Source organism: Hymenobacter algoricola, assembly GCF_039539525.1.
GTDB lineage: Bacteria > Bacteroidota > Bacteroidia > Cytophagales > Hymenobacteraceae > Hymenobacter > Hymenobacter algoricola.
In genome coordinates, this window is sequence record NZ_BAABDH010000041.1 from 145,932 (window position 1) to 165,142 (window position 19,211).

At 64.6% G+C, this 19,211-nt stretch carries 16 protein-coding genes; 3 read left to right on the forward strand and 13 right to left on the reverse strand.

All coding sequences use genetic code 11. From position 1 onward, the window contains the following. The first annotated feature begins 187 nt into the window (after positions 1–187). A complete protein-coding gene (gene trpF, locus ABD842_RS13190) occupies positions 188–814 on the forward strand; it encodes a phosphoribosylanthranilate isomerase (RefSeq protein ID WP_345114636.1) in 627 nt (208 codons plus the stop codon). Between the two features lie 333 nt (positions 815–1,147). On the opposite strand, the gene trmB is transcribed toward trpF, so the two are convergent. The 8 genes from trmB to ABD842_RS13230 all read right to left on the reverse strand — a co-directional run bounded on the left by trmB (position 1,148) and on the right by ABD842_RS13230 (position 11,957). After that, the gene (gene trmB, locus ABD842_RS13195; RefSeq protein ID WP_345114638.1) at positions 1,148–1,810 is read right to left on the reverse strand and encodes a tRNA (guanosine(46)-N7)-methyltransferase TrmB; all 663 of its coding nucleotides are present in this window, start codon (positions 1,808–1,810) and stop codon (positions 1,148–1,150) included. A gap of 80 nt (positions 1,811–1,890) precedes the next feature. After that, positions 1,891–3,186 carry a bifunctional folylpolyglutamate synthase/dihydrofolate synthase gene (locus ABD842_RS13200; protein WP_345114641.1) on the reverse strand — a complete coding sequence of 432 codons (1,296 nt, stop codon included), beginning with the start codon at positions 3,184–3,186 and terminating at the stop codon, positions 1,891–1,893. A gap of 135 nt (positions 3,187–3,321) precedes the next feature. After that, positions 3,322–4,206, reverse strand: coding sequence for a hypothetical protein (locus ABD842_RS13205; RefSeq protein ID WP_345114643.1), 885 nt, complete (start codon positions 4,204–4,206; stop codon positions 3,322–3,324). Positions 4,207–4,327: 121 nt separating this feature from the next. Continuing rightward, positions 4,328–4,738: an ExbD/TolR family protein gene (locus tag ABD842_RS13210; protein WP_345114645.1), complete on the reverse strand. Its 411-nt coding sequence runs from the start codon at positions 4,736–4,738 to the stop codon at positions 4,328–4,330. A 94-nt stretch (positions 4,739–4,832) separates the two neighbouring features. Beyond that, a complete protein-coding gene (locus ABD842_RS13215; RefSeq protein ID WP_345114648.1) occupies positions 4,833–5,540 on the reverse strand; it encodes a MotA/TolQ/ExbB proton channel family protein in 708 nt (235 codons plus the stop codon). Position 5,541: 1 nt separating this feature from the next. Beyond that, positions 5,542–6,681, reverse strand: a complete 1,140-nt coding sequence (locus ABD842_RS13220) for an HU domain-containing protein (RefSeq protein WP_345114651.1) — start codon at positions 6,679–6,681, stop codon at positions 5,542–5,544. Positions 6,682–6,850: 169 nt separating this feature from the next. Next, on the reverse strand, positions 6,851–8,557 hold the full coding sequence (locus ABD842_RS13225; protein ID WP_345114653.1) for a hypothetical protein: 1,707 nt from the start codon (positions 8,555–8,557) through the stop codon (positions 6,851–6,853). A gap of 181 nt (positions 8,558–8,738) precedes the next feature. Further along, positions 8,739–11,957 (reverse strand): tetratricopeptide repeat protein, encoded by a 3,219-nt coding sequence (locus ABD842_RS13230; protein WP_345114656.1) that lies wholly within the window; start codon positions 11,955–11,957, stop codon positions 8,739–8,741. 401 nt (positions 11,958–12,358) lie between these two features. On the opposite strand from ABD842_RS13230, the gene ABD842_RS13235 reads away from it, so the two are divergent. Continuing rightward, positions 12,359–12,847: a hypothetical protein gene (locus ABD842_RS13235; protein WP_345114659.1), complete on the forward strand. Its 489-nt coding sequence runs from the start codon at positions 12,359–12,361 to the stop codon at positions 12,845–12,847. A 142-nt stretch (positions 12,848–12,989) separates the two neighbouring features. Here ABD842_RS13235 and ABD842_RS13240 read toward each other — a convergent pair whose 3' ends face one another. The 3 genes from ABD842_RS13240 to ABD842_RS13250 all read right to left on the reverse strand — a co-directional run bounded on the left by ABD842_RS13240 (position 12,990) and on the right by ABD842_RS13250 (position 15,775). Further along, complete coding sequence (locus tag ABD842_RS13240; protein ID WP_345114661.1) at positions 12,990–13,451, reverse strand: RES family NAD+ phosphorylase; 462 nt, start codon at positions 13,449–13,451, stop codon at positions 12,990–12,992. A gap of 9 nt (positions 13,452–13,460) precedes the next feature. Continuing rightward, the gene (gene parS / locus ABD842_RS13245; protein ID WP_345114664.1) at positions 13,461–13,910 is read right to left on the reverse strand and encodes a type II RES/Xre toxin-antitoxin system antitoxin; all 450 of its coding nucleotides are present in this window, start codon (positions 13,908–13,910) and stop codon (positions 13,461–13,463) included. A 359-nt stretch (positions 13,911–14,269) separates the two neighbouring features. Then, entirely contained in the window at positions 14,270–15,775 is a 1,506-nt protein-coding gene (locus ABD842_RS13250; protein WP_345114666.1) for an NCS1 family nucleobase:cation symporter-1, read from the reverse strand. 147 nt (positions 15,776–15,922) lie between these two features. On the opposite strand from ABD842_RS13250, the gene ABD842_RS13255 reads away from it, so the two are divergent. Further along, entirely contained in the window at positions 15,923–16,570 is a 648-nt protein-coding gene (locus tag ABD842_RS13255) for a sce7726 family protein (protein WP_345114669.1), read from the forward strand. A gap of 174 nt (positions 16,571–16,744) precedes the next feature. Here the strand turns inward: ABD842_RS13255 and dinB are convergent, their stop codons facing one another. Together dinB and holA are read right to left on the reverse strand one after the other, a co-directional pair. Continuing rightward, a complete protein-coding gene (dinB, locus tag ABD842_RS13260) occupies positions 16,745–17,779 on the reverse strand; it encodes a DNA polymerase IV (protein WP_425553188.1) in 1,035 nt (344 codons plus the stop codon). Positions 17,780–18,060: 281 nt separating this feature from the next. Beyond that, on the reverse strand, positions 18,061–19,113 hold the full coding sequence (gene holA, locus ABD842_RS13265) for a DNA polymerase III subunit delta (protein ID WP_345114674.1): 1,053 nt from the start codon (positions 19,111–19,113) through the stop codon (positions 18,061–18,063). Positions 19,114–19,211: the final 98 nt, after the last annotated feature.

Consider the following 19,211-nt stretch of genomic DNA (forward strand, 5'->3'; position numbering starts at 1 on the left):
GCCGGGGCCGCCGCCCCGCGGGGTTAGGAGCCATCCGGGGCGCGGGCCGCCCGGGACGCGGCCCCGGATACCGGGTTATTTTTTCGATCAGTAAGCCCCTAAAACGTTGGACTTCGCCAAGGCAACGGTTTTTATCCCGAATATTGCGGCAGGTCTTCCCTTCCGCCCTGCTTCCCTCCCGTTTGCTATGTCTTTGATTACCCCGGTGCTGGTTCGCGGCATCAACAACCTGTCGGATGCCCGCTACTGCGCCGGCATGGGCGCCGAATACCTTACCTTCCGCCTCGACCCGGCCCTGCCCGGCCACCTGCAGCCCGCGGCCGTGCAGGAGCTCAGCGGCTGGGTGGCCGGCGTGCAGCTCGTGGGCGAGTTCGACACGCTGCCCGTGGAGCAGATCAACGAGCTGGCGCAGGCCTGCCGACTGGATTACGTGCTGCTGCACCGCCGCCGCCCCGCCGAGGAGCTGGCGCGACTGGTCGTGCCGGCGCTAAAGCTGGTGAAGTGGATTCCGGACATGCTGGAGCAGGACGTGGAAAAGCGCTTCCGCGACCAGCACGCTCACGTGGCGGGGTTTGTGCTGGCCACGCCCCCCCCCGAGCCGCTCACGACCATGCAGCGGGCCCAGCTCACGTCGCAGGCCCGCACCTACAAAATCTGGCTGGGCACGGGCTTTGCACCCCCGCACAGCATGCGCCAGCTCGTGGACGAGCTGACGCCCGCCGGCCTGGTGCTGGAAGGCGGCGAGGAAATCAAAACCGGGCTGCGCGACTTCACCGAGCTGGAAGCCATCTTCGAGCAGCTGGAGGAGGAATAGGCCGCCCGGCGCCGCGTCGGGCCTTAGCCCGGCACGGCCAGCACGGTAGAGGCCGGCTCGGTAAGCTCCGGGGGGCCACAAACCTGAAGGTGGCCTTCCGCCGCCGGCCGGCCCCGACCCACTCCGCGTTGAGCTGATCCAGAAACCCCCACGATTTCCGGGCAGCAGGGAGAGCAGGCGCCGATTGCCGCCGAGCAGGTGCAGGGCCACGGCGCGCGCCCGCCAGCGTGGCCCGCTCCCACTCGGCCGGCAGCGCCAGCAGGTGCTGCTCCAGCCCGGGGAGCAGGCGCACGGTCGGAAGCGGCGGCAGGGCGGACCCGGGCAAGACCGGGATTAGCTCAGCTGGAACTGCAGGTACTTGATGGGGATGCCCTCGGCGCGGAAGCGGCGCTCGTAGTGGGTCTGAATGTCCTCGGCGTGGGGTAGCAGCTCGGGCGTCGCGTACAGGTCCTTGGTGTGGGCCCGCAGCGTGGCGCCGGGGCGCTGCTGCACCACGGCCAGGGAATAGTCGAACAGGGCTTCGTCGTCGGTTTTGAGGTGAACCAGGCCCCCGGGGCGCAGAATCTGCTGGTACAGATCCAGAAAGCGCGGGGCCGTGAGGCGGCGCTTGGCGTCGCCCAGGCGCGGGCGCGGGTCGGGAAACGTAATCCAGATTTCGCTCAGCTCGCCGTAGCCGAAGTGCTGCCGCAGGTCCAGGGCGCGCATGCGCACGAAGCCCACGTTGGTCAGGCCCAGCTCCTGGGCCCGGTGGCTGCCCTTCCAGATCCGGTCTCCCTTGATGTCGAGGCCCAGGAAGTTGCGGTCGGGGTAGCGCGCGGCCAGGCCTACGGTGTAGTCGCCCTTGCCGCAGCCCACTTCCAGGGTAATGGGGTTGGGCCGGGCAAAAAAGCGGGCTTCCCACTGGCCCGCCAGCTGCTGAAAGTTGGCTTTGCCCGGCTCCACGATGTCGGGCCGCTCGGCATTATTGGCAAAGCGCTTCTGTTTAACTCGACTCACTGACTTGGTTTTTGGTTATTCGTTTTTGGCTTTTGGCGCTTTGCCAGTCTCGGTCGGGGCTCACTGCCCAAAAACCAGCCCTACAACTCTTCGATTTCGGCCACCACAAAGGTACTGCCCCCGATAAAGACCACGTCGGCGGGCTGGGCGGCGGCTCGGGCGGCGGCCACGGCCGTCATGACCGGGCCGTACACCTGCCCCTGCAGCCCCACCCGGACGGCCTGGGCAGCCAGCTCCGCGGCCGGCAAAGCCCGCGGGATGTTGGCCTGGCAAAAGTAGTACGTTGCCGACCGGGGCAGCAGAGCCAGCATTTTAGTTACGTCCTTGTCGTTGACCGCGCCCAGCACGAAGTGCAGCTGCCGGTAGGGCAGCCGCGCCAGCTGGGCCGTCACGAAGCGCAGGCCGGCCTCGTTGTGGCCCGTGTCGCAGACCACCAGCGGGTGGCGGCCCAGGATGGTCCAGCGGCCGCGGAAGCCGGTGAGGCGGCGCACGTCGCGGAAGCCGGTGCGCACGGCGGCCTCGGGAATGACGTAGCCCTGGCGGCGCAGCTCGTCGAGCACGGCCAGCACCCCGGCCACGTTCAGCCGCTGGTAGTCGCCGGCCAGGGCCAGCTCCAGCTCGTCCAGCCCGGCCGCGCCGCTCACGTGCAGAAGCTGGGTACCGGCATCGGGCGCGGGCTCGCCCAGCAGCTCCACCTGGTAGTGCTGGTCGGCAAAGAGCAGCGGGGCGTTTTCGGCCGCCGCCTTCTGCTCGAATACGGCGGCTACTTCCGACTGGCTCTGGCTGATGACGACGGGCACGCCGGGCTTGATGATACCGGCTTTTTCCCCCGCAATTTCGGGCAGCGTGTCGCCCAGCAGGTTCTGGTGGTCGTAGCTGATGTTGGTGATGAGCGACACCAGCGGGGTGATGATGTTGGTCGAATCCAGCCGGCCGCCCAGCCCTACTTCCACGATGGCAATGTCGACCTGCTGCCCGGCGAAGTACGAGTAGGCCAGCGCCACGCACATTTCAAAAAACGAGGGCTGCACCGCGGCAAACTGCGGCCACCACTGCGCCACCCAGGCCACCAGGTAGTCCGGCGTCAGGTCCTGCCCGTTGATCTTGATGCGCTCCGTGAATTCGCGCAGGTGGGGCGAGGTGTAGAGGCCGACTTTGTAGCCGGCAGCCTGCAGCACGGCGGCCAGCAGGTTGGAGGAGCTGCCCTTGCCGTTGGTGCCCGCCACGTGCACGGCCCGGAACCGCCGCTCGGGGTGGCCCAGCACCTCCGCCAGGGCTTCGGTGTTGCCCAGCCCCTTCTTGAAGCCGGCCGCGCCCACCCGCTGAAACATCGGGAGCTGGTCGTAGAGGAAAGCAAGGGTTTGGGCGTAGGTCATGGAAGGCAGAGCAGAGAAGCGGGTGGGCAGTGGTGGTGCCACGACCGAAAAAGTCGTGGCACCACCACTGCCCACAAAAGTAAAGCCGCCGGCCGGAGAATTCCGACCGACGGCTTTTTAATTGGGTGCAGCCGCTTAGCGCACCGTAATCTTGAACGTGTAGAAGCCCGTGGCCCCGCCGCCGGCCGAGCTGGTGCGGCGCAGGTCGGCATTTTCCAGCGCGTCGCGGCATACCTTCTCCTGGGCCGGCGACACGTTGCCCGACACCTTGGTCACGGCCTCAATCTCGCCATCGGCATTCACCTTGATCTTGAAGCGCACGAAGCCCGAGCTGTTGTCCAGGGGCGGCACGTCGGGGATGCGTACGAAGGTCCAGCCCGCCATTTCCAGCCCGCCGGAGCCGGGGCTGCGGCCCGAGCCGCCGCTGCCGGGCTGCCCGTAGAGGGCTTTGGCATCCAGCGAGCCGTTGGGGTCGCCCTGGTCGCCGGTGGCGCCGGGCCGGTCGCCGTTGTTGTTGCCGGTGGGGGCGTTGCTGGTACCGTTTTCGCCGTTGCCGCCGCCGCTGGCGCTGCCTTTGGGCGTGTAGAGCGTACGGGGCTTTTCGGCCGGCTTGGGCACTTCCTTCACCTCTTCGCGGCGCGGGGCGGGCTTTTCCACCGGCGGCACACTCACCGGGCTTTCCTCGGCCTCGCTGGTCACGATCTTATCCTCGGAAGCCTGCTGGGGCGTAGGCTCGGCCGCCTGCTGCACGGGGCGCGGCGTGGGGTCGGGCGAAGAGGCCGGCGGGCGGCTGTCCTCGCGGTTGGTGGACGCGTTGGCCACGGCCTTGCTCTGAATGTCGCCCGAGCCGGCCTCGTCCACGCCGTAGTTGAGCTCCACGCCGTCGCCGCCGAAAGCCGCCAGCGGCGGGTCGGGGCCTTTAAATACGGTAAAGATAAAAGCCGCGGCCAGCAGCGCATGGATAGCCACCGTGCCAATTATCGCCTCGCGGCGGTGCTCTTCGCGGTAGTCTAGGGGCATGGCACTTTGGTTTTTAGGGGTTGGCTTTGGGGTTGCTGGCTCTGGTTATCTATTGTCAACGCATTCGACTTTGTTGGTTGACCAAAAACCAAAAACAAATTATCAAAAACCAACCGAAAGCTTACTTGGCGGCCGACTGCTGGGCCTGGGTGGCCATCACCATCTTTACCTTGAGGCGGTTGCCGATTTCGAGGATGTCGACCAGCTTCTGCACGTTCAGCGACGAGTCGACGCGCAGCACCACGGTAGGGCTTTCCAGCCCGGCCACGCGCTGGGCCAGGGCCGTTTCCAGGGTGGCGGCCGTCACGGGCTGACGGTCGAGGAAGTAGGCCCCGGCCGCATCGACCGACACGTTGATGGTTTCCTTCATTACCGCCTTGCCCGAGCGGGCGTTGGGCAGCATGAGCTTAATCACGTTGGGGTTCACCATCGTCGACACGATCAGAAAGAACAGCATCAGGAAGAACATGATGTCGTTCATCGAGCTGGTCTCGACGTGCGAGGAAAGCTTACGGCGCCGGCTGAGGTCCATATGAGTTGCCAGTTGCGAGTTGCCCGTTGCCGGTTACGATTGCCGTTTCGTCGTTGAACAAACGGGCAACTGATAACCGGTAACTGGCAACTGATTAGTTGTCCTGAAGGATGTCCATGAACTCGATGGCCGAGTTTTCCATGCGGAACACGAGCCGCTCGACCATGATGCTGAGCCAGTGGTAGCCGATGTGGGCGATGATACCCACGATCAGGCCGGCGGCCGACGTGACCATCTTGGTGTACAGACCACCCGAAATCTGGGCGATGCCGAAGTCGCCGGTGGCGCTGATGGCGTAGAAGATCTTAATAACGCCGATGATGGTACCCACGAAGCCCAGCATGGGCGCAATGCCGGCGATGATGCCCAGGATGCTGATGTTCTTTTCGAGGCGGGCAATTTCAATCTTACCCACGTTTTCCACGCTGGCCTCAATGTCTTTCAGCGGCAGGCCGATGCGGCGGATGCCCTTCTCAATCATGCGGGCCAGCGGCGAGGGATTCTGCGCGCAGAGCATCTTGGCGCCTTGCAGGTCGCCCTTGACCATCAGCCCGCGGATGCCGCTCATAAACGAGTCGGGGTTGACGGCGGCGCGGCGGATGGTAATGAAGCGCTCAATGATGATGTAGAGCGACACGAACGAGAGCAGCAGCAGCGGCAGCATGATCCAGCCGCCTTTCAGAATCAGATCCAGCAGGGACAAATCCCCGGTGACGGTGGGGGTGCCGGCGGCAACGGCGGTGGCGGCGGTATCGGTGGCGGTGGTAGCGGCGGTGGTAATCTGCAGCAGGAATGCGGTCATGCTAGTAGTTGAGAACCCAAAGATCAGAACCTAAGTGCTTCCGCACCAGGGGCAATTGTTGCTGGGCGACGGCCTTGCTGGGAAAGTCGACCACCGAGAGGCGGTACTGGCGGCTGCCGCGGGCCGGCAGCACTACTTTGGCGTCCTTGTGCCCGTGGCGCAGCAGGGCCAGGCGGCCTTTCTCGGCGTGGGCCAGCGTGGTATAGGCCCCCACAATGATGTAGGAACGGCCCGTACGGCTTTTAATTGTAGTGGGGCCGGTAGCCGGCGCCAGGCGGGGAGCCACTACCCCGGCTTTCGCCACCGGCGCTGCGGGCGTACGTACGGCCACCGGCTTGGCCACTGCCGCGGGCTTGCGCACGAGGGCTGCTTTCGCCGGGATAGCCGCCGGGCCTTTGACGACGGCGGGGGCCGCGCTAATCACCGGCGCGGGAGCCGCTTCCGACCAGCTGCTGTTGGTCAGGGCGGCCTGCTGCCGGTCGAAGGTCGGCTGCGCGGCCCCGGACGGCTTTTCAGCGTCAGCCGCGGGCTGGCTCAGATCTAGGGTAAGACTTTCAGGCAGATACCCTAAGCGCAAAGCGCCCTGGTAGTTGGCCGTCAGGATCAGGCCGGCAATGAGCATCGTAGCGGCCGCTTTGAAGGCTTTGGTCAGGCGGCGCGAGCGGCTCACGGTGAGCAGCGGCGCGGCGGGCTGCCGGTCGCGGGCCAACAGGGCATCGGTGGCGCGGATGGGGCGCGACACCAGCTCGGGCAGCCCGTAGCTGGCGGTGAGCAGGTTCTGGTGTCCGGTGTATTCGAAGTCGAGGCCGCGGCCCGCGAGGCGGCGGAAGGTGCCGATGCCGGGCAGCTCAGCGCGCTGGCTGGTTTCCAGCTGGGCCTGCAGGCCCAGCACGGCGTCGCGCACCAGCTGCCGGGCCTGGGTGGGCGACACCTGCAGGGCGCTGCTCAGCGCATCGACCAGCAGCCCGTCGTTGCGGGTCAGCGACTGGTTGAAGGCTACGCGCTTGGTGGGCGGAGCCAGCGTGTGGCGCACGGGATGGATGTGGGCCGGGGCATAATCGGCAATCAGGCCGCCGAAATCGGGGATGATAACGCAGTCGTGGTCCCGGAGCAGGGTGCGGATATGGTCGGAAAGCTGCATCAGGCGGCGAAGTTAGGATTGGGTGAGCGGGGGTTTCGGCCGGGCAACGCGAAAGACCTTCCGGGCGGCCGGCCCCCGGTTGCCGAACGGCAAAAAGCGGGCTGCGGGCGACCAGAAGGTCTTTCGGGCACTAGGAAGACGGCGGATTCAGCAGCAACGCAATCAGGTTCTAGAAGTCGTAGGTAACGCCCGCCAGCACGTTGAGGCCCTTCACCGGATAGTTCAGGAACCGCTCGTACTTGCGGTTGAGCAGGTTATTGCCCGAAGCAAAGATGGACAGATTTTCCATAATACGGTAGTCGGCGCGCAGGTTCAGGTCAATTACGGCATCCGTTTCCTGCACGATACCGATCTGGGGCGCGGGCAGCGGGAAGGTCACATCGGGCTGATACGTGGTGCCGTAGCTGGCGGTATAGGTGTAGAGCTCGGCGCCCAGCAGCAGCTTGCTGTACATGTTATACGTGGCAAACAGCGTGGACTGAAAGGCCGGCCGGTGGTAGGCTTTGGCCAGCGTGTGCACCTTGTAGCCGTTGTAGTCGGCCTTGAAGCCGATGCGCAGCTGCTCGGCGGCATTGTACAGGATTTCGCCGTGCACGTTCACCAGCTGGGTGGCCTTCTTGTCGTACACCAGCTCGAACTTGGTCGAGTCCTGGGCGGAGTTGTTGTAGAAGTACAGGTTGCGGTCGTTGCTGAGCGTCACCTTGGCGTTCACCGACAGCGCCCGGGCCGGGGTGGCGTTGAAGCCGAAGTACAGCGTCGGGCCGCGGTGGGTGTCGGCCACGCGCTGCCGGGCGGCCAGCCAGGGGTTTTCGGTGGTCAGGTCATACATCGTCACGCGCTGCAGACCGCCGCCCAGGCCGGCAAAGGCCACGAACTTGTCCTCGGCCACGGTGTAGCCCAGGCGGATGGCCGGGTACACGTTGAACTGCGGGGCCCGGCGGATGGTGTCGCCGGTGTAGCCCAGCGTAGCCCCCACCGACACATTCAGCCGGTCCAGGGTCAGCTCGTAGGCCGGCGTGACCTGCACGAAGGGCCGGCTCACGGAGTAGGCCGAATCCTTCTGGGAGATGAACGACACGTCGCCGTTGACGCTCACCCGGCTTTTCTCGCTCAGCACGTAGGCCGAGCGCAGCTGGGCGTGGATGTTGCTTTCGGTGGCCCGGAAGTCATCTTTCCAGTAGTTGTAGCCCAGGCCGAAGTCGTACTGGAAGGCGGCGTCGGCGGCGCGGTTGCGGGCGTAGACCTTGGCCGCGGCGCGGTAGAATACCTGCCTGAGCTGGTCGGTTTCGGGCGGCAGCTTGAGCGTGCGGCGGTTGTAGCCGTAGAAGTTGTACCGCTCCCGGCCCAGGTCCACCCTGGCGCCCAGCGTCATCGGGCCGCGGTAGGTTTCGCCGTTCAGGCCCAGGCTGTTCTGGCTCAGGCCCGAGTTTTTCTTGTCGACGGGGCCGTTGGCCGAAGCCAGGTGGCTGAAGTCGAGGCCGTAGGAGGCGGCGTCGGAGCGGGTGTTGTGCAGGTAGATTTTGCCGTAGGTGGTGCCGTAGTTGCCCAGGCCGGCCTTCACGTAGTTGCCGGTCTGCGGGGCCAGCTCCTCAGCCCGGATGGTCAGCACCCGCACCGAGGGGTTGAGCAGGTCGGCGGGCAGGCGGAAGTCGGGGTAGGTGTAGGCGACTTTGCCGGCCTGCCTGACGGGCGGGTCGAGGCGGATTTTCTCGAAGTTGCGCGTGGCCTCGGGCAGCTGGTTGACCCGCTCCTTGACGATTTCAATTTCGGCGTCTTCAATCTTGCCCCCGGTTTTGCCGGGGCGTTGGGCCTGGGCGGCCAGCGGCGCCGCGGCGGCCAGCAGTACGGCCAGGGCCAATGGTTGACGAAGGGTCATATGGTAGGGTCTTGGGGTCTTGGGGACTTAGGGTCTTGGCTTTTCGCCTTAACCCTGGCAGGTGTCATTCCGAGCTTGCCGGGGAATCTCGCGGGCTGACGTTGGAACAGCAATCCAACGTCAGCCCGCGAGATACTTCACTCTGCTCAGCATGACGTTCTTTTTCATTCGGCTGCTCCCGCTACTCCTGGCTCGGGGCGGGCGTGGCCGACGAATCGGCCGGCGCGGCCTGGGTGGGCGTCAGGTTGTTGACGGGCACTTTGCCCTTGGCCGGCGCTTTCGTAGGCGGCGTCTTGGTGGCGGGGGCTTTGGTCGGCGTCTTGGCCGGCGGCGTTTTGGGGCTGCCCGTCGGGCTGCCGGTGCCCGAGCCGCCCGCGGGGGCGTCGGCGGGCAACGCGGCCAGGCGCTGCCTGGCGCCTTCGATGACTTCGGCCACCGGGAATTTATTCTCGATGATGGAGTTCAGCGTGGCCCGGGCCTGGAAGATTTCGCCCTGGGCCTGGTAGATGTCCGAAATCAGCAGAAAGCCCCGGCCCTGCCAGAGCTCGTAGTTGGAGGAGTTGGTTTTGTAGGCCGCGTCCAGGGCTTCGGGGTACTTCTTCTGCTGAAACAGCACGTCGGCCAGCAGGTACTGGGCTTCGGCACCGGTTTCGTCGGTGGCGGCGGCGGCCGTGGTCAGCTCGGGCAGGGCCTGGTCGAGGTTGCCGGCCTTGTAGGTGGCCTTGGCCAGGTAGAGCGTGGCGGCGTTGGTGGCGTTGAGCGTGGCCCCGCTCAGGGCGCGCAGCTCCTCGGCCACGCGGCGGGTGGCGGCGTAGTCGGCACTTTCGTAGTAGCTCTTCAGCAGCCCGATGCTGGCCGTGGCCACTTCGCGCTTGTTCTGTGACGACTCCCGCAGGCGGGTGTAGTACTTGATGGCTTCGGGGTAATTCTTGCTTTCAAACTCCAGGTCGGCCACCCGGCCCACGGCGCGGTTCACAAACTCCGACTTGCCCTCCTGCACCACGGCTTTCAGGCGGGTCAGGGCCTCGGCTTTCTGGCCCGTTTTCAGGTAGGCATCGGCCAGGAAGTAGCGGCCGTCGGCGGCCAGGGCCGTGCCGGGGTACTGCTTGAGGTAGCTTTCCAGGCGCGGAATGGCCTTGTCGTACTTCTCGGCCAGGTACAGGGACTTGGCGGCCTCAAACTCCACGCTTTCGGTGGCCCCACTTTCCGGGTTCTGCTGCTTGAACTGGGCCAGGTACTGGTCAAACTCCTCGGTCTTGCCCAGCGCCGTCAGGCTTTCCTGCAGGCTGAACAGGGCGCTGTTGGCCGACTTGGTGCGCGGAAACCGGGTCAGCACCTGCCGGAAGTCGGCCACGGCCTTCTCGTGCTGGTTCAGGTTGGCGTAGGCCACGCCGCGCTTCTGCAACGCCGGCGGAATCAGCGGGGAGTTGGGGCGGTTGTCAATCAGGCGGGTAAAGCCGTCGACGGCGGGCTGGAAGGCGCCGGCCTCGTAGTCGAACTGGGCCTGCTGGAACACGGCGTCGTCGGCGTAGCGCGAGGTGGGCGCCGTGCGCAGCAGCGTGCCCAGGGTTTTGGTGGCCTCGTCGCGGCGGCCGAGCAGGCCCAGGGTCACGCTTTTCTGGTAGTAGGCGTAGTCCTTGTCGGCGGCGTTGGCCTGAATCACCTTCTCGTAGAGGTCCAGGGCCTGCTGGTAGCTTTTGGCAATGTAGTAGGTATCGGCCAGGCGCAGGGTCACGTCGTAGTAGTTCGCGTCGGTGGGCTTGGCCATCTTGTCGTTCAGGTAGGCCTGAAACTGGGTGCGCGCCTGCGGATACTGCTGGGTGTTGTAGTAGGCGTAGCCCAGGCCGTAGCGGGCTTTCTGGTCGAAGTCGGTGTCGGCGGCGGCCCCGTCGCGGGCGGTGCGGGCGGCGGCGGTGTAGGCCTGAATGGCCTCGGGGTACTTCTGCCCCACGCTGTACACCTCCCCTTTCAACACTTGAGCCGCGGCGCGCAGGGCGTCATCCTGGGGGTACTTCAGCGACTTGTCCAGCACGGGCAGCGCGTCGGAGTACTGGCCGTTGTTATACAAAGTGGCGGCCTGCAGATAGGCCACGCGCTGGTAGGTGGTGTTGAGCTTGGTGCTCCGGTCATCGAGGCCGTCGAGGTAGCGCAGGGCCTGGGCGTAGTCCGACGAGTTCAGGAAACTCTCGCTCAGGATGTCGTCGGCAGCCGGGCCGTTCTTGGAGCGCGGAAACTTCTTGCTGAAGTCCTTGAGCGCCGCAATGACCTCGGGCGTGTTGCCGAGCTCGTAGTTGATCTGGGCGTACTTGAGCGTCGCGTTTTCGGTGATTTTCTTGTCGAACGTGGCCTTGCGGGCCGCGTCGAAGGCCGTGAGGGCAAACTGCTTCTGGCTGGTCTGCAGGTAGCTCAGCCCCAGGTGGTAGGCCGCGTTCTGGCCCAGGGAGTCGCGCTGGGCGGCCACGCCCTTCAAACTGCCGATGGCACCCTTGAAGTCGCCCATCTTGTAGTTGGCAAAGCCGATCTTGTACTGCACGGCCGGTTCGATCTTCTTGCGGCCGGCGGCGTAGGTGTCGAAATACTCGGCCGCGGGCTTGTAGTCCTGCTTCTGGTAGTAGGCGTCGCCGACCAGCAGCTGGATTTCGTCGGCGCCCTGGGGCGGCGGGGTCTGGGCCAGGGCCCGGGTGCCGTAGTCGATCAGGCCGTCGAAGTTGCCTTCCTTGTAGTAGATCTGGCTCATGATGGCCGGCACTACGGGCTTGTAGGCGTCGTTTTCCTCGGCTATGGCCAGGTCCTTGCGGGCGCCGGGGTAGTCGCCGGCGCGGAAGGCCAGGTAGCCCGCGTAGTAGGAGCTGGCGTAGCGGTACTGGTGGTTGCCCTGCTTGTTGCGGTCGAAGAGCAGCTTGGCCTTGTCGAACTCCTTCTGGGCGAAGTAGCTGTAGCCGAGCTTGAACTCCGACTCGGCCCGCTGGTCGTTGGAGAGGTTGTTGGCTCCCACGCGCTGCAGGTAGTCGATGCTCTTGGCGTAGTTTTTCTGGTCGAAGTAGAACTTACCCAGCTCGAAGAAGGCCACGGCGGCCTTGGGGTGGGCCGGGTTATTGGCCGCGAAGGCCAGAATGCGGTCCTCGGCGTCGGGGTGAAACAGGAACAGCCCCGATACGGCGTAGTAGTACTCGGCCTCAATGGTTCGGTCGCGCAGCTCGCCGGTGCGGCGCTGCGTCAGGTCGAGGTAGCGCTGGAAGGCCTGCTGGGCGGCGCCGTACTTGCCGCGGTCGAAGAGCTCGAGGCCTTCCTGAAAGTGTCGTTCGTCGGAGGCAAATACCTGCGTTTGCTGGGCGTGCGCGGCTATCGGGGCCGCCGCGCTGAGCGTGGCCGCCAGCGCAATCCGGGGAAATATCTTCATTATGAGGCGTTACGGGGACGGGGCGCTAGGGGCCCGATGCTGGCCAAAAGTAGCGAAAAAAGGCGGTGGGTTGCGTCTTAACGGGTTCTGTGGCGTTTGCTAACGCGGGCGGCAGCGGCTTTGGTATGCCGGCTCATTTTCGGGGCGGCGGTTTCCGCACGGCCGCCGCCCGGCCCGCCGGGTCTTTGTTACGCCCCGCGGTAGCACGTGGGAGTCTGGCGGCAGGCGTCCTGTCGATGGCCTGATTGCCAGGGCTCAGATCCTACCGCTCCCGACAGCACTAATGCCGGCTTAGGCGCTGCTGCCGAATAATTTCTGCGCACGAAACTTATCTTGCCCAAAACTAGCGCCTGTAACCCCGGCAGTACGCAGGTTCGGGTCAAATTAAGCAAAACCAGGAAATGACTACGAAGCGCGGCTTTTTGTTATCGGCTATCCTGGTAGCTGTTTCGCTTGCCACCCCTTTCATCTGGCTGAAAATAGGCCCCGGAGGGTATGCCAACTACGGACCCAACGTACCCGATATTTATATCTTTGGAGCCACGATTACGGGCAAAGACAAAAGCTTTGAAGGAATAAATTTCGCTTATAAATTTCAACTGGTCGTCATCGGGTACTTCTTGGTGAGTAGCCTTTGGGCCGCCATTCGAAGTGATAACAGGAGAGAAGCTCTAATCTTAAACTCCATCAACTCCGTGCTTCTGCTGCTATTCCCTATTTGGCTGTACCTGTATACTGACGGCGTAATATGCAATAGTGATGGAGCCGATCTTACCACATATCCTCATGTTGGAATCATACTCTACCTGCTGTTAGTTTTTCTAAATGTTCGAATACTTCAGAAAATCATAGCAATGCCTGCCCTGCCGTCGCCCGGCCGTGCCCAGTGACTCTTACCCTTTGAGCAGTTGCGCTGCGAATTGCCCCGCGCCATTCGCACAGCTGGCCCACGCGGTGCGGGACACTCGCGGCACAGCCGCTCCGGCGTAGGAGTCACTCGGCGCAGCCGAGCGACGGCGGGGCTGGCGGCCCCTACTCCGGCTCCGCCGCCTTGATGCGGGCGTCGAAGCTGAACTCTTCCCAGGCCAAAAGCTTGATGCGCTTGAAATCGGGGTGGCGGGTGTGCAGGATGTAGTTGGCTTCCTGGGGCACGATGGACGAGGGCACGCGCAACACGGCCGCCTGCCGGGCGTCGTACCAGGCGTCGCCCAGGGGCTGGCAGACGGCGTAGCGGCTGGCCTGCTCCCAGCCCGCGGGCAGCTGGGCGGCCGTTATTTCGGCAATAGCTATATCGTCGGGCACGTCGATGACCAGCACCCGAAACTGGCCGTTGAGGCCCTCGCCGCTGCGGTGGACCACGTTTTCGAGGCAGGCCAGGGCACGGGTGGCGGCGGTATAAATCACGAACTTATCCTGGCTGTTCCAGCGGGCCCGGCGGCCGGAGGCAAACAGGTCGTCGGCGTACTTGGCCAGGCAGATGCGGTACACGAGCATACGCGGCAGTCAGGCCAGGTCGCCGTAGGCAATGCGGCTGAGCTCCTCCTCCACCAGATCGATGCCGCCGCTGGTTTCGAGCAGGGGCAGCGGTACTTCGCCGGCCAGGCCGTGGGCGGGCTTGCCCAGCCAGCGCAGGAAGGCCGGCGCGTCGCCGAACACCTCTACGCCCAGCTGGTAGAGGGCAATAATCTTAAGCGTTTTCTCACTGCTGGCCGCGTTGAGCAGCTTTTTACTTTGCGTATAGCTGCGCAGCGTCTTGGTCGAAAGCTCGTAGATGGCCTCCAGCTGGGCGGTTTGCAGCTGAAACGCCTCGGCCACCTCAAACGCCGTGGCCGCCGGCAGACCCTTCCGGGCGGCCATGACCAGGGCAAACGAATCCTGGCCGGTGCGGCCCCAGGTGTCCCAGGTGCTGCGCGGGGCGGCGGTTTTGCGGCGGGGTGCGGTAGTGGCAGTCATGGCTTGGGGAAGGAGGCTGACGAAGCTAGGGAAATATTTCCATTTAACGCAGAAAAATTTCCTTCGGTTTCTTTCGTGGCGTTTTGATCCGCCAGGCTTGCTCTGGCGTCCGCCCGGCGAAGCACCGCTACCGCTTCCTTGTTTAGCCTGTCATCCTGAATGGAGCGCAGCGCAGTGAAGGATCCGCCTCTTCGCCCTTATAAACCCTGATGCAAAGCAAAAAGCCCTTCCCCGCGCTGACGGGAAAGGGCTTTGCGCAGTGAAAGACGTTTGCACAGGCCAAGAGGCAGGTCCTTCACTCCGCTGCGCTCCATTCAGGATGACAGACGACTTTAATGACAGTCAACTTTGGGCGGCCTTCAGGCTTGTACACGAGAAGGAGTTTCCACCGTCTTCGCCCCCCGCATCAGCGCCAGATATACCACCGCCGACAGCGCGAAGCCCACGAACCAGGCGTAGTTATACAGCGCCACCAGCCCGGGCGCCACGGCCGCTTTGGGCAGCGCGCCGATGGCGACCAGGAAGCCCGGCACGTTGGGCGCGATGCCCACGAGCAGGGCCAGGATGGCGGCGGTGTTGAAGCCGCCCCGGTAGGTGTAGCGGCCGTGGTAGTCGTAGAGGTCGGGCACGTCAAGCTGCTGGTGGCGCAGCAGGTAGTAGTCGGCAATCATGATGCCGCCGATGGGGCCCAGCAGCGCCGAGTAGCCCACCAGCCAGGTGAAGATGTAGCCCGAGGGGTCGGCAATGAGCTTCCAGGGAAAGATCAGCAGCCCGATGACGCCGGTGATATAGCCCCCGGTCTTGAAGCTGATGCGGGTCGGCGAGAGGTTGGCGAAGTCGTTGGCGGGACTCACGATGTTGGCGGCAATGTTGGTGGCCAGCGTCGACAGGGCCACGGCCAGCATGGCGAAGCTCACCAGCAGCCGGCTCTCGAAGCGGGCGGCCAGCACCACCGGGTCCCAGATGGTCTGGCCGTAGATGATAACCGTGGCCGAGGTCACGACCACGCCCACAAACGAGAACAGGGTCATGGACGCGGGCAGCCCGATGGCCTGGCCCAGCAGCTGGGCCCGCTGGCTGGTGGCGTAGCGGGTGAAGTCGGGAATGTTCAGCGAAAGCGTGGCCCAGAAGCCCACCATGCCGGTCAGGGCCGGGAAGAAGTAGGCCCAGAACGCGGCCGACGACGTAAATTTGGATGGCTGCGCCAGAATCGGGCCCAGGCCGTGGCCGGCGGAAATGGCCCAGAACAGCAGCGCCAGCGCGGCCAGGGGCAGGAAAAACGCCTTGAACACCAGCAGCTTCCTGATGCTGTCGACGCCCAGATGCACCACGTACATATTCAGCAGCCAGAACAGCCCGAAGGTAAGGGCCGGGCCGGTGGCCAACCCCCAGGAGGCGGGAAACACGGCCGGCAGCGTGCCCAGCGCCGGCAGCCACAGCATGCCCATCTGGTAGAGCGCATACCCGCCAATCCAGGTCTGGATGCCGAACCAGCCGCAGGCAATAAAGGCCCGCAGCAGGGCCGGAATGTTGGCTCCGCGCACGCCGAAGCTGGCCCGGGCAAACACCGGAAACGGAATGCCATAGGTGGCCCCGGCGCGGCCGTTGAGCAGCATGGGCACCAGCACGATGGTGTTGCCCAGCAGAATCGTGAGCAGGGCCTGCCACCAGTTCATGCCCCCGTCGATGAGCGAGCTGGCCAGCATGTAGGTCGGAATGCACAGGCTCATGCTGATCCAGAGCGCGGCGTAGTTGCCGGTGGTCCAGCTGCGGTCGGCCCAGGCCACGGGGGCCAGGTCGGGGCTGCTCAGGCCGGTGGTGGAGAGCTCAGCGGTGGCAATGGGCAGGTCGTGGGTCGTTTCCATCGGCAGCGGGGAACGGGCTCAAAGTGAATGGCGCCGGGGAATGTAGAAAGATGCACCGTGATTTCCATGCTACGCCTGTCATTGCGAGGCGTGAGCCGACGCAATGACAGTACAAAACGCACCATCTCCCCTATCTTGCGGGGCTGTATGAACGATCCGGAAATCCGCGCCCTGCTTTACCCACTGCTTCAGCAAGGCGTCTACGTCGATGAGCTGCCCACCGGCACTACCCGCGCCGACGTGGTGCACATCACCCCCGCCTTCATGCACGGCTACGAGGTGAAGGGCGACGGCGACACGCTGCAGCGCGTGGCCAACCAGCTGCGCTGCTACGCCGAAGTCTACGATTTCGTCACCTTCATCGTCACCGAAAAGCACGTGGCCAAGCTGCTGCCGCTGCTGCCGGCGTGGGTGGGCGTGCTGGTGGCTTCTTCGGAAGGCCTCCGGGAGCACCGGCCGGCCGGCTACAACGCCACCGTAGCGCGGGCCGCCCTGGCCAGTTTGCTGCTGCTGGAAGAAGTCAAGCAGTTTCTGCTGGCCCGGGGCTTTGCCGGCGTCAGCACCCTGCGGCGGCGCGAGGTGCTGCACTTCCTGCGCCACACCCGGCTGGTGCCCCTGTCGCACTTGGCCCAGTTCGTCCGCGACCAGCTCAGCCTGCGCCTGCCCCAGCGCCTGCTGCACCGGGCCGAGCGCAAGGCGGAGCGGGCTTTGCGGCCGGCCCGGCTAAAGCCCCACCGCCCAAAGAAGCGGAAGACCGCGAAGAAGAAAGCCGCCCGCGTGAGCAAGCAGGCCTAAACCAAAGAACAGTCATTCCGACTAAGAAGAACGTCATTCCGAGCATTCTGCGCCTCAAGCAGAGACCGAGGAATCTCGCGTGCTGCGGTTGGAATAGTAATCCGCCGTCAGCACGCGAGATGCTTCGCCTCCGCTCAGCATGACCGTTCTGATTTATCCAATTCCGTAGCTCCCTCACAGCCCCAGCACCAGCTGCCGGCCCGGCTCCTGCTCGCCTTCCAGCGTCGAGATAGTGACGCCCAGCAGGCGCACGCCTTTGTCGAGCGGCACCTGGGTGCGCAGCAGCTCCAGGGCGGCCAGCGCCAGCGCGTCCTGCGTCGGCACCGGGGCGAAGCCCGTGCGGCTGCGGGTGATTTGCTGGAAGTCGGCGTACTTGACTTTGATGGTGACCGTGCGGCCCCGGGCATTGGTTCTTTCGCAGACTTTCCAGACCGACTCCACCAGCGGCAGCAGGACCGCGCCCAACTCGGTCAGCGTGGTCAGGTCGTGCTCGAAGGTGGTTTCCGAGCCAATGGACTTGCGCACCCGGTTGGGCTGCACGGGGCGGTGGTCTTCGGCCCGGGCAATGGCGTAGTAGTACGAGCCGGCCTTGCCGAAGTGCTGGCGCAAAAAGGCCTCCGGCTGCTGGCGTAAGTCGAGGCCGGTGAAAATACCCAGCGCGTTCAGCCGGGCCGCCGTCACGTGGCCGATACCGTGAAACTGCCCCACAGCCAGCGTCTCCACGAAAGCCAGCCCCTGGTGGGGCCGGATGACGTACTGCCCGTTGGGCTTGCGGTAGTCGGAAGCCAGCTTGGCCAGAAACTTATTGTAGGAGATGCCCGCCGAGGCGTGCAGCTGGGTTTCCTGAAAGATGCGGGCCCGGATTTCCCGCGCCAGCTCGGTAGCCGTGAGCGGGCTGGGGCTATGGGTCACGTCGAGGTAAGCCTCATCCAGGGAAAGTGGCTCCACCAGCTCGGTGTACTCGGCGAAGATGGCCCGGATCTGCTGGGATACGGCCTTGTAGACGTCGAAGCGAGGCTTCACGAACAGCAGCGCCGGGCACCGGCGCCGCGCCACCGCCGAGGCCATGGCCGAGCGCACCCCAAACTGCCGGGCCTCGTAGCTGGCCGCCGCCACCACGCCCCGCTCCCGGCTCCCGCCCACGGCCACGGGCCGGCCCCGCAGCTCGGGGTTGTCGCGCTGCTCCACGGAGGCGTAGAAGGCGTCCATGTCGAGGTGAATGATCTTGCGCGGCGGCGGGGTTTCCAACTTTCTTGATCCGGAAGTAGGGTGTCATGCGAAGCGAAGCTGAAGCCTCGCGCCCATAGTCAGGATGGTCATTCCGAGCTTGCCGAGGAATCTCGCGTGCTGAGGCTGTTGGAAAAAGAACGTCCTGCTTCATCTGTTGTCCGCGAAGCCGATGCCTCTGTACCGCTTCAGGGCAACCGTAATCCAACGACGCCACGCGAGATTCCTCGACTTCGCTCGGAATGACGTTCCAACGGGATATGCTACCCCGTAATGGCGCTCAGCGGGACGGGGTGCAGGATCAGGAACACCAGCTCGCGCAGGATTTCGCCGTCGGTCATCGAGCCGCTGTCCACGCCCTTGCTCTGCAGATCGGCGCGGCGAATGAGGTGGATGATGCTGCGGGTGCGGCCGAAGTCGTAGACGCGCATAGCCAGGCTGTAGTCTTTCTGGGCGAAGCTGTTGATAATGCCCAGCTTTTTGAAGTCGGCGTCGGAGGGGTTGCCGTGCTGGTGCAGCACCAGCAGCTTGGTAAAAAAGCCGAACAGCAGCGTCAGGTTCGGGATAATGGGGTTGGCCTTGGGGTTGGCCTCGAAGTAGCTCAGGATGCGGTTGGCCTTGAGCACGTCGCGCTGCACCAGGGCTTTCTGCAGCTCGAAGATGTTGTACTCCTTGCTGATGCCCACCATGCGCTGCACCAGGTCCTCGTCGATGCTGTGGCCGGGCAGCACGTTGAGCAGCAGCTTGTCGATTTCGTTGGTCAGCCGGCCCAGGTCGGTACCGATGTACTCGGCCAGCATGGCCGTGGCCTGCCCGCCGATGCTCTGCTGCCGGCTGCGCACGTAGCCCGCTATAAAGGCCGGCACCTGGTTGTCGTACACCTTCTTGCTGGTCAGCACGGCGGCCTTTTCGCCCATGAGCTTGCCGAGCTTCTTGCGGGCGTCGAGGGTTTTGTGCTTGTAGCAAAACACCAGCACGGTGCTGGTAAGCGGGTTTTTCAGGTAGGCTTCCAGAAACGGCCAGCTTTTGTCGGCCTCCAGGTCGGCCACGGCCTGAGCTTCCTTGATGATGACCACGGACCGCTCGGCCATCATCGGAAACCGCTTGGCCTGACCTAGAATAGTAGCCACGTCAGCATCCTTGCCGTAGAGCACCACCTGGTTGAAGCCCCGGTCGGACTCGGGCAGCACGGTCTGCTCCAGCCTGTCGGCCACCAGGTCGATGTAGTAGGGCTCCTCCCCCTGCAAAAAGTAGACGGGCTGAAACTGCCGCTGCTGGATCTGCTTGAGAAGGTCGTCGGGGCTGAACGTAGGCATCAGGAAAGGAGAAGCGAAGAAACCGGGACCCGTCCGGCGCGGTCAGTGCCGGCCATCTGGGGTCCCGAAGCCAAAGTTACTGTTCCCCGCGCTTACCT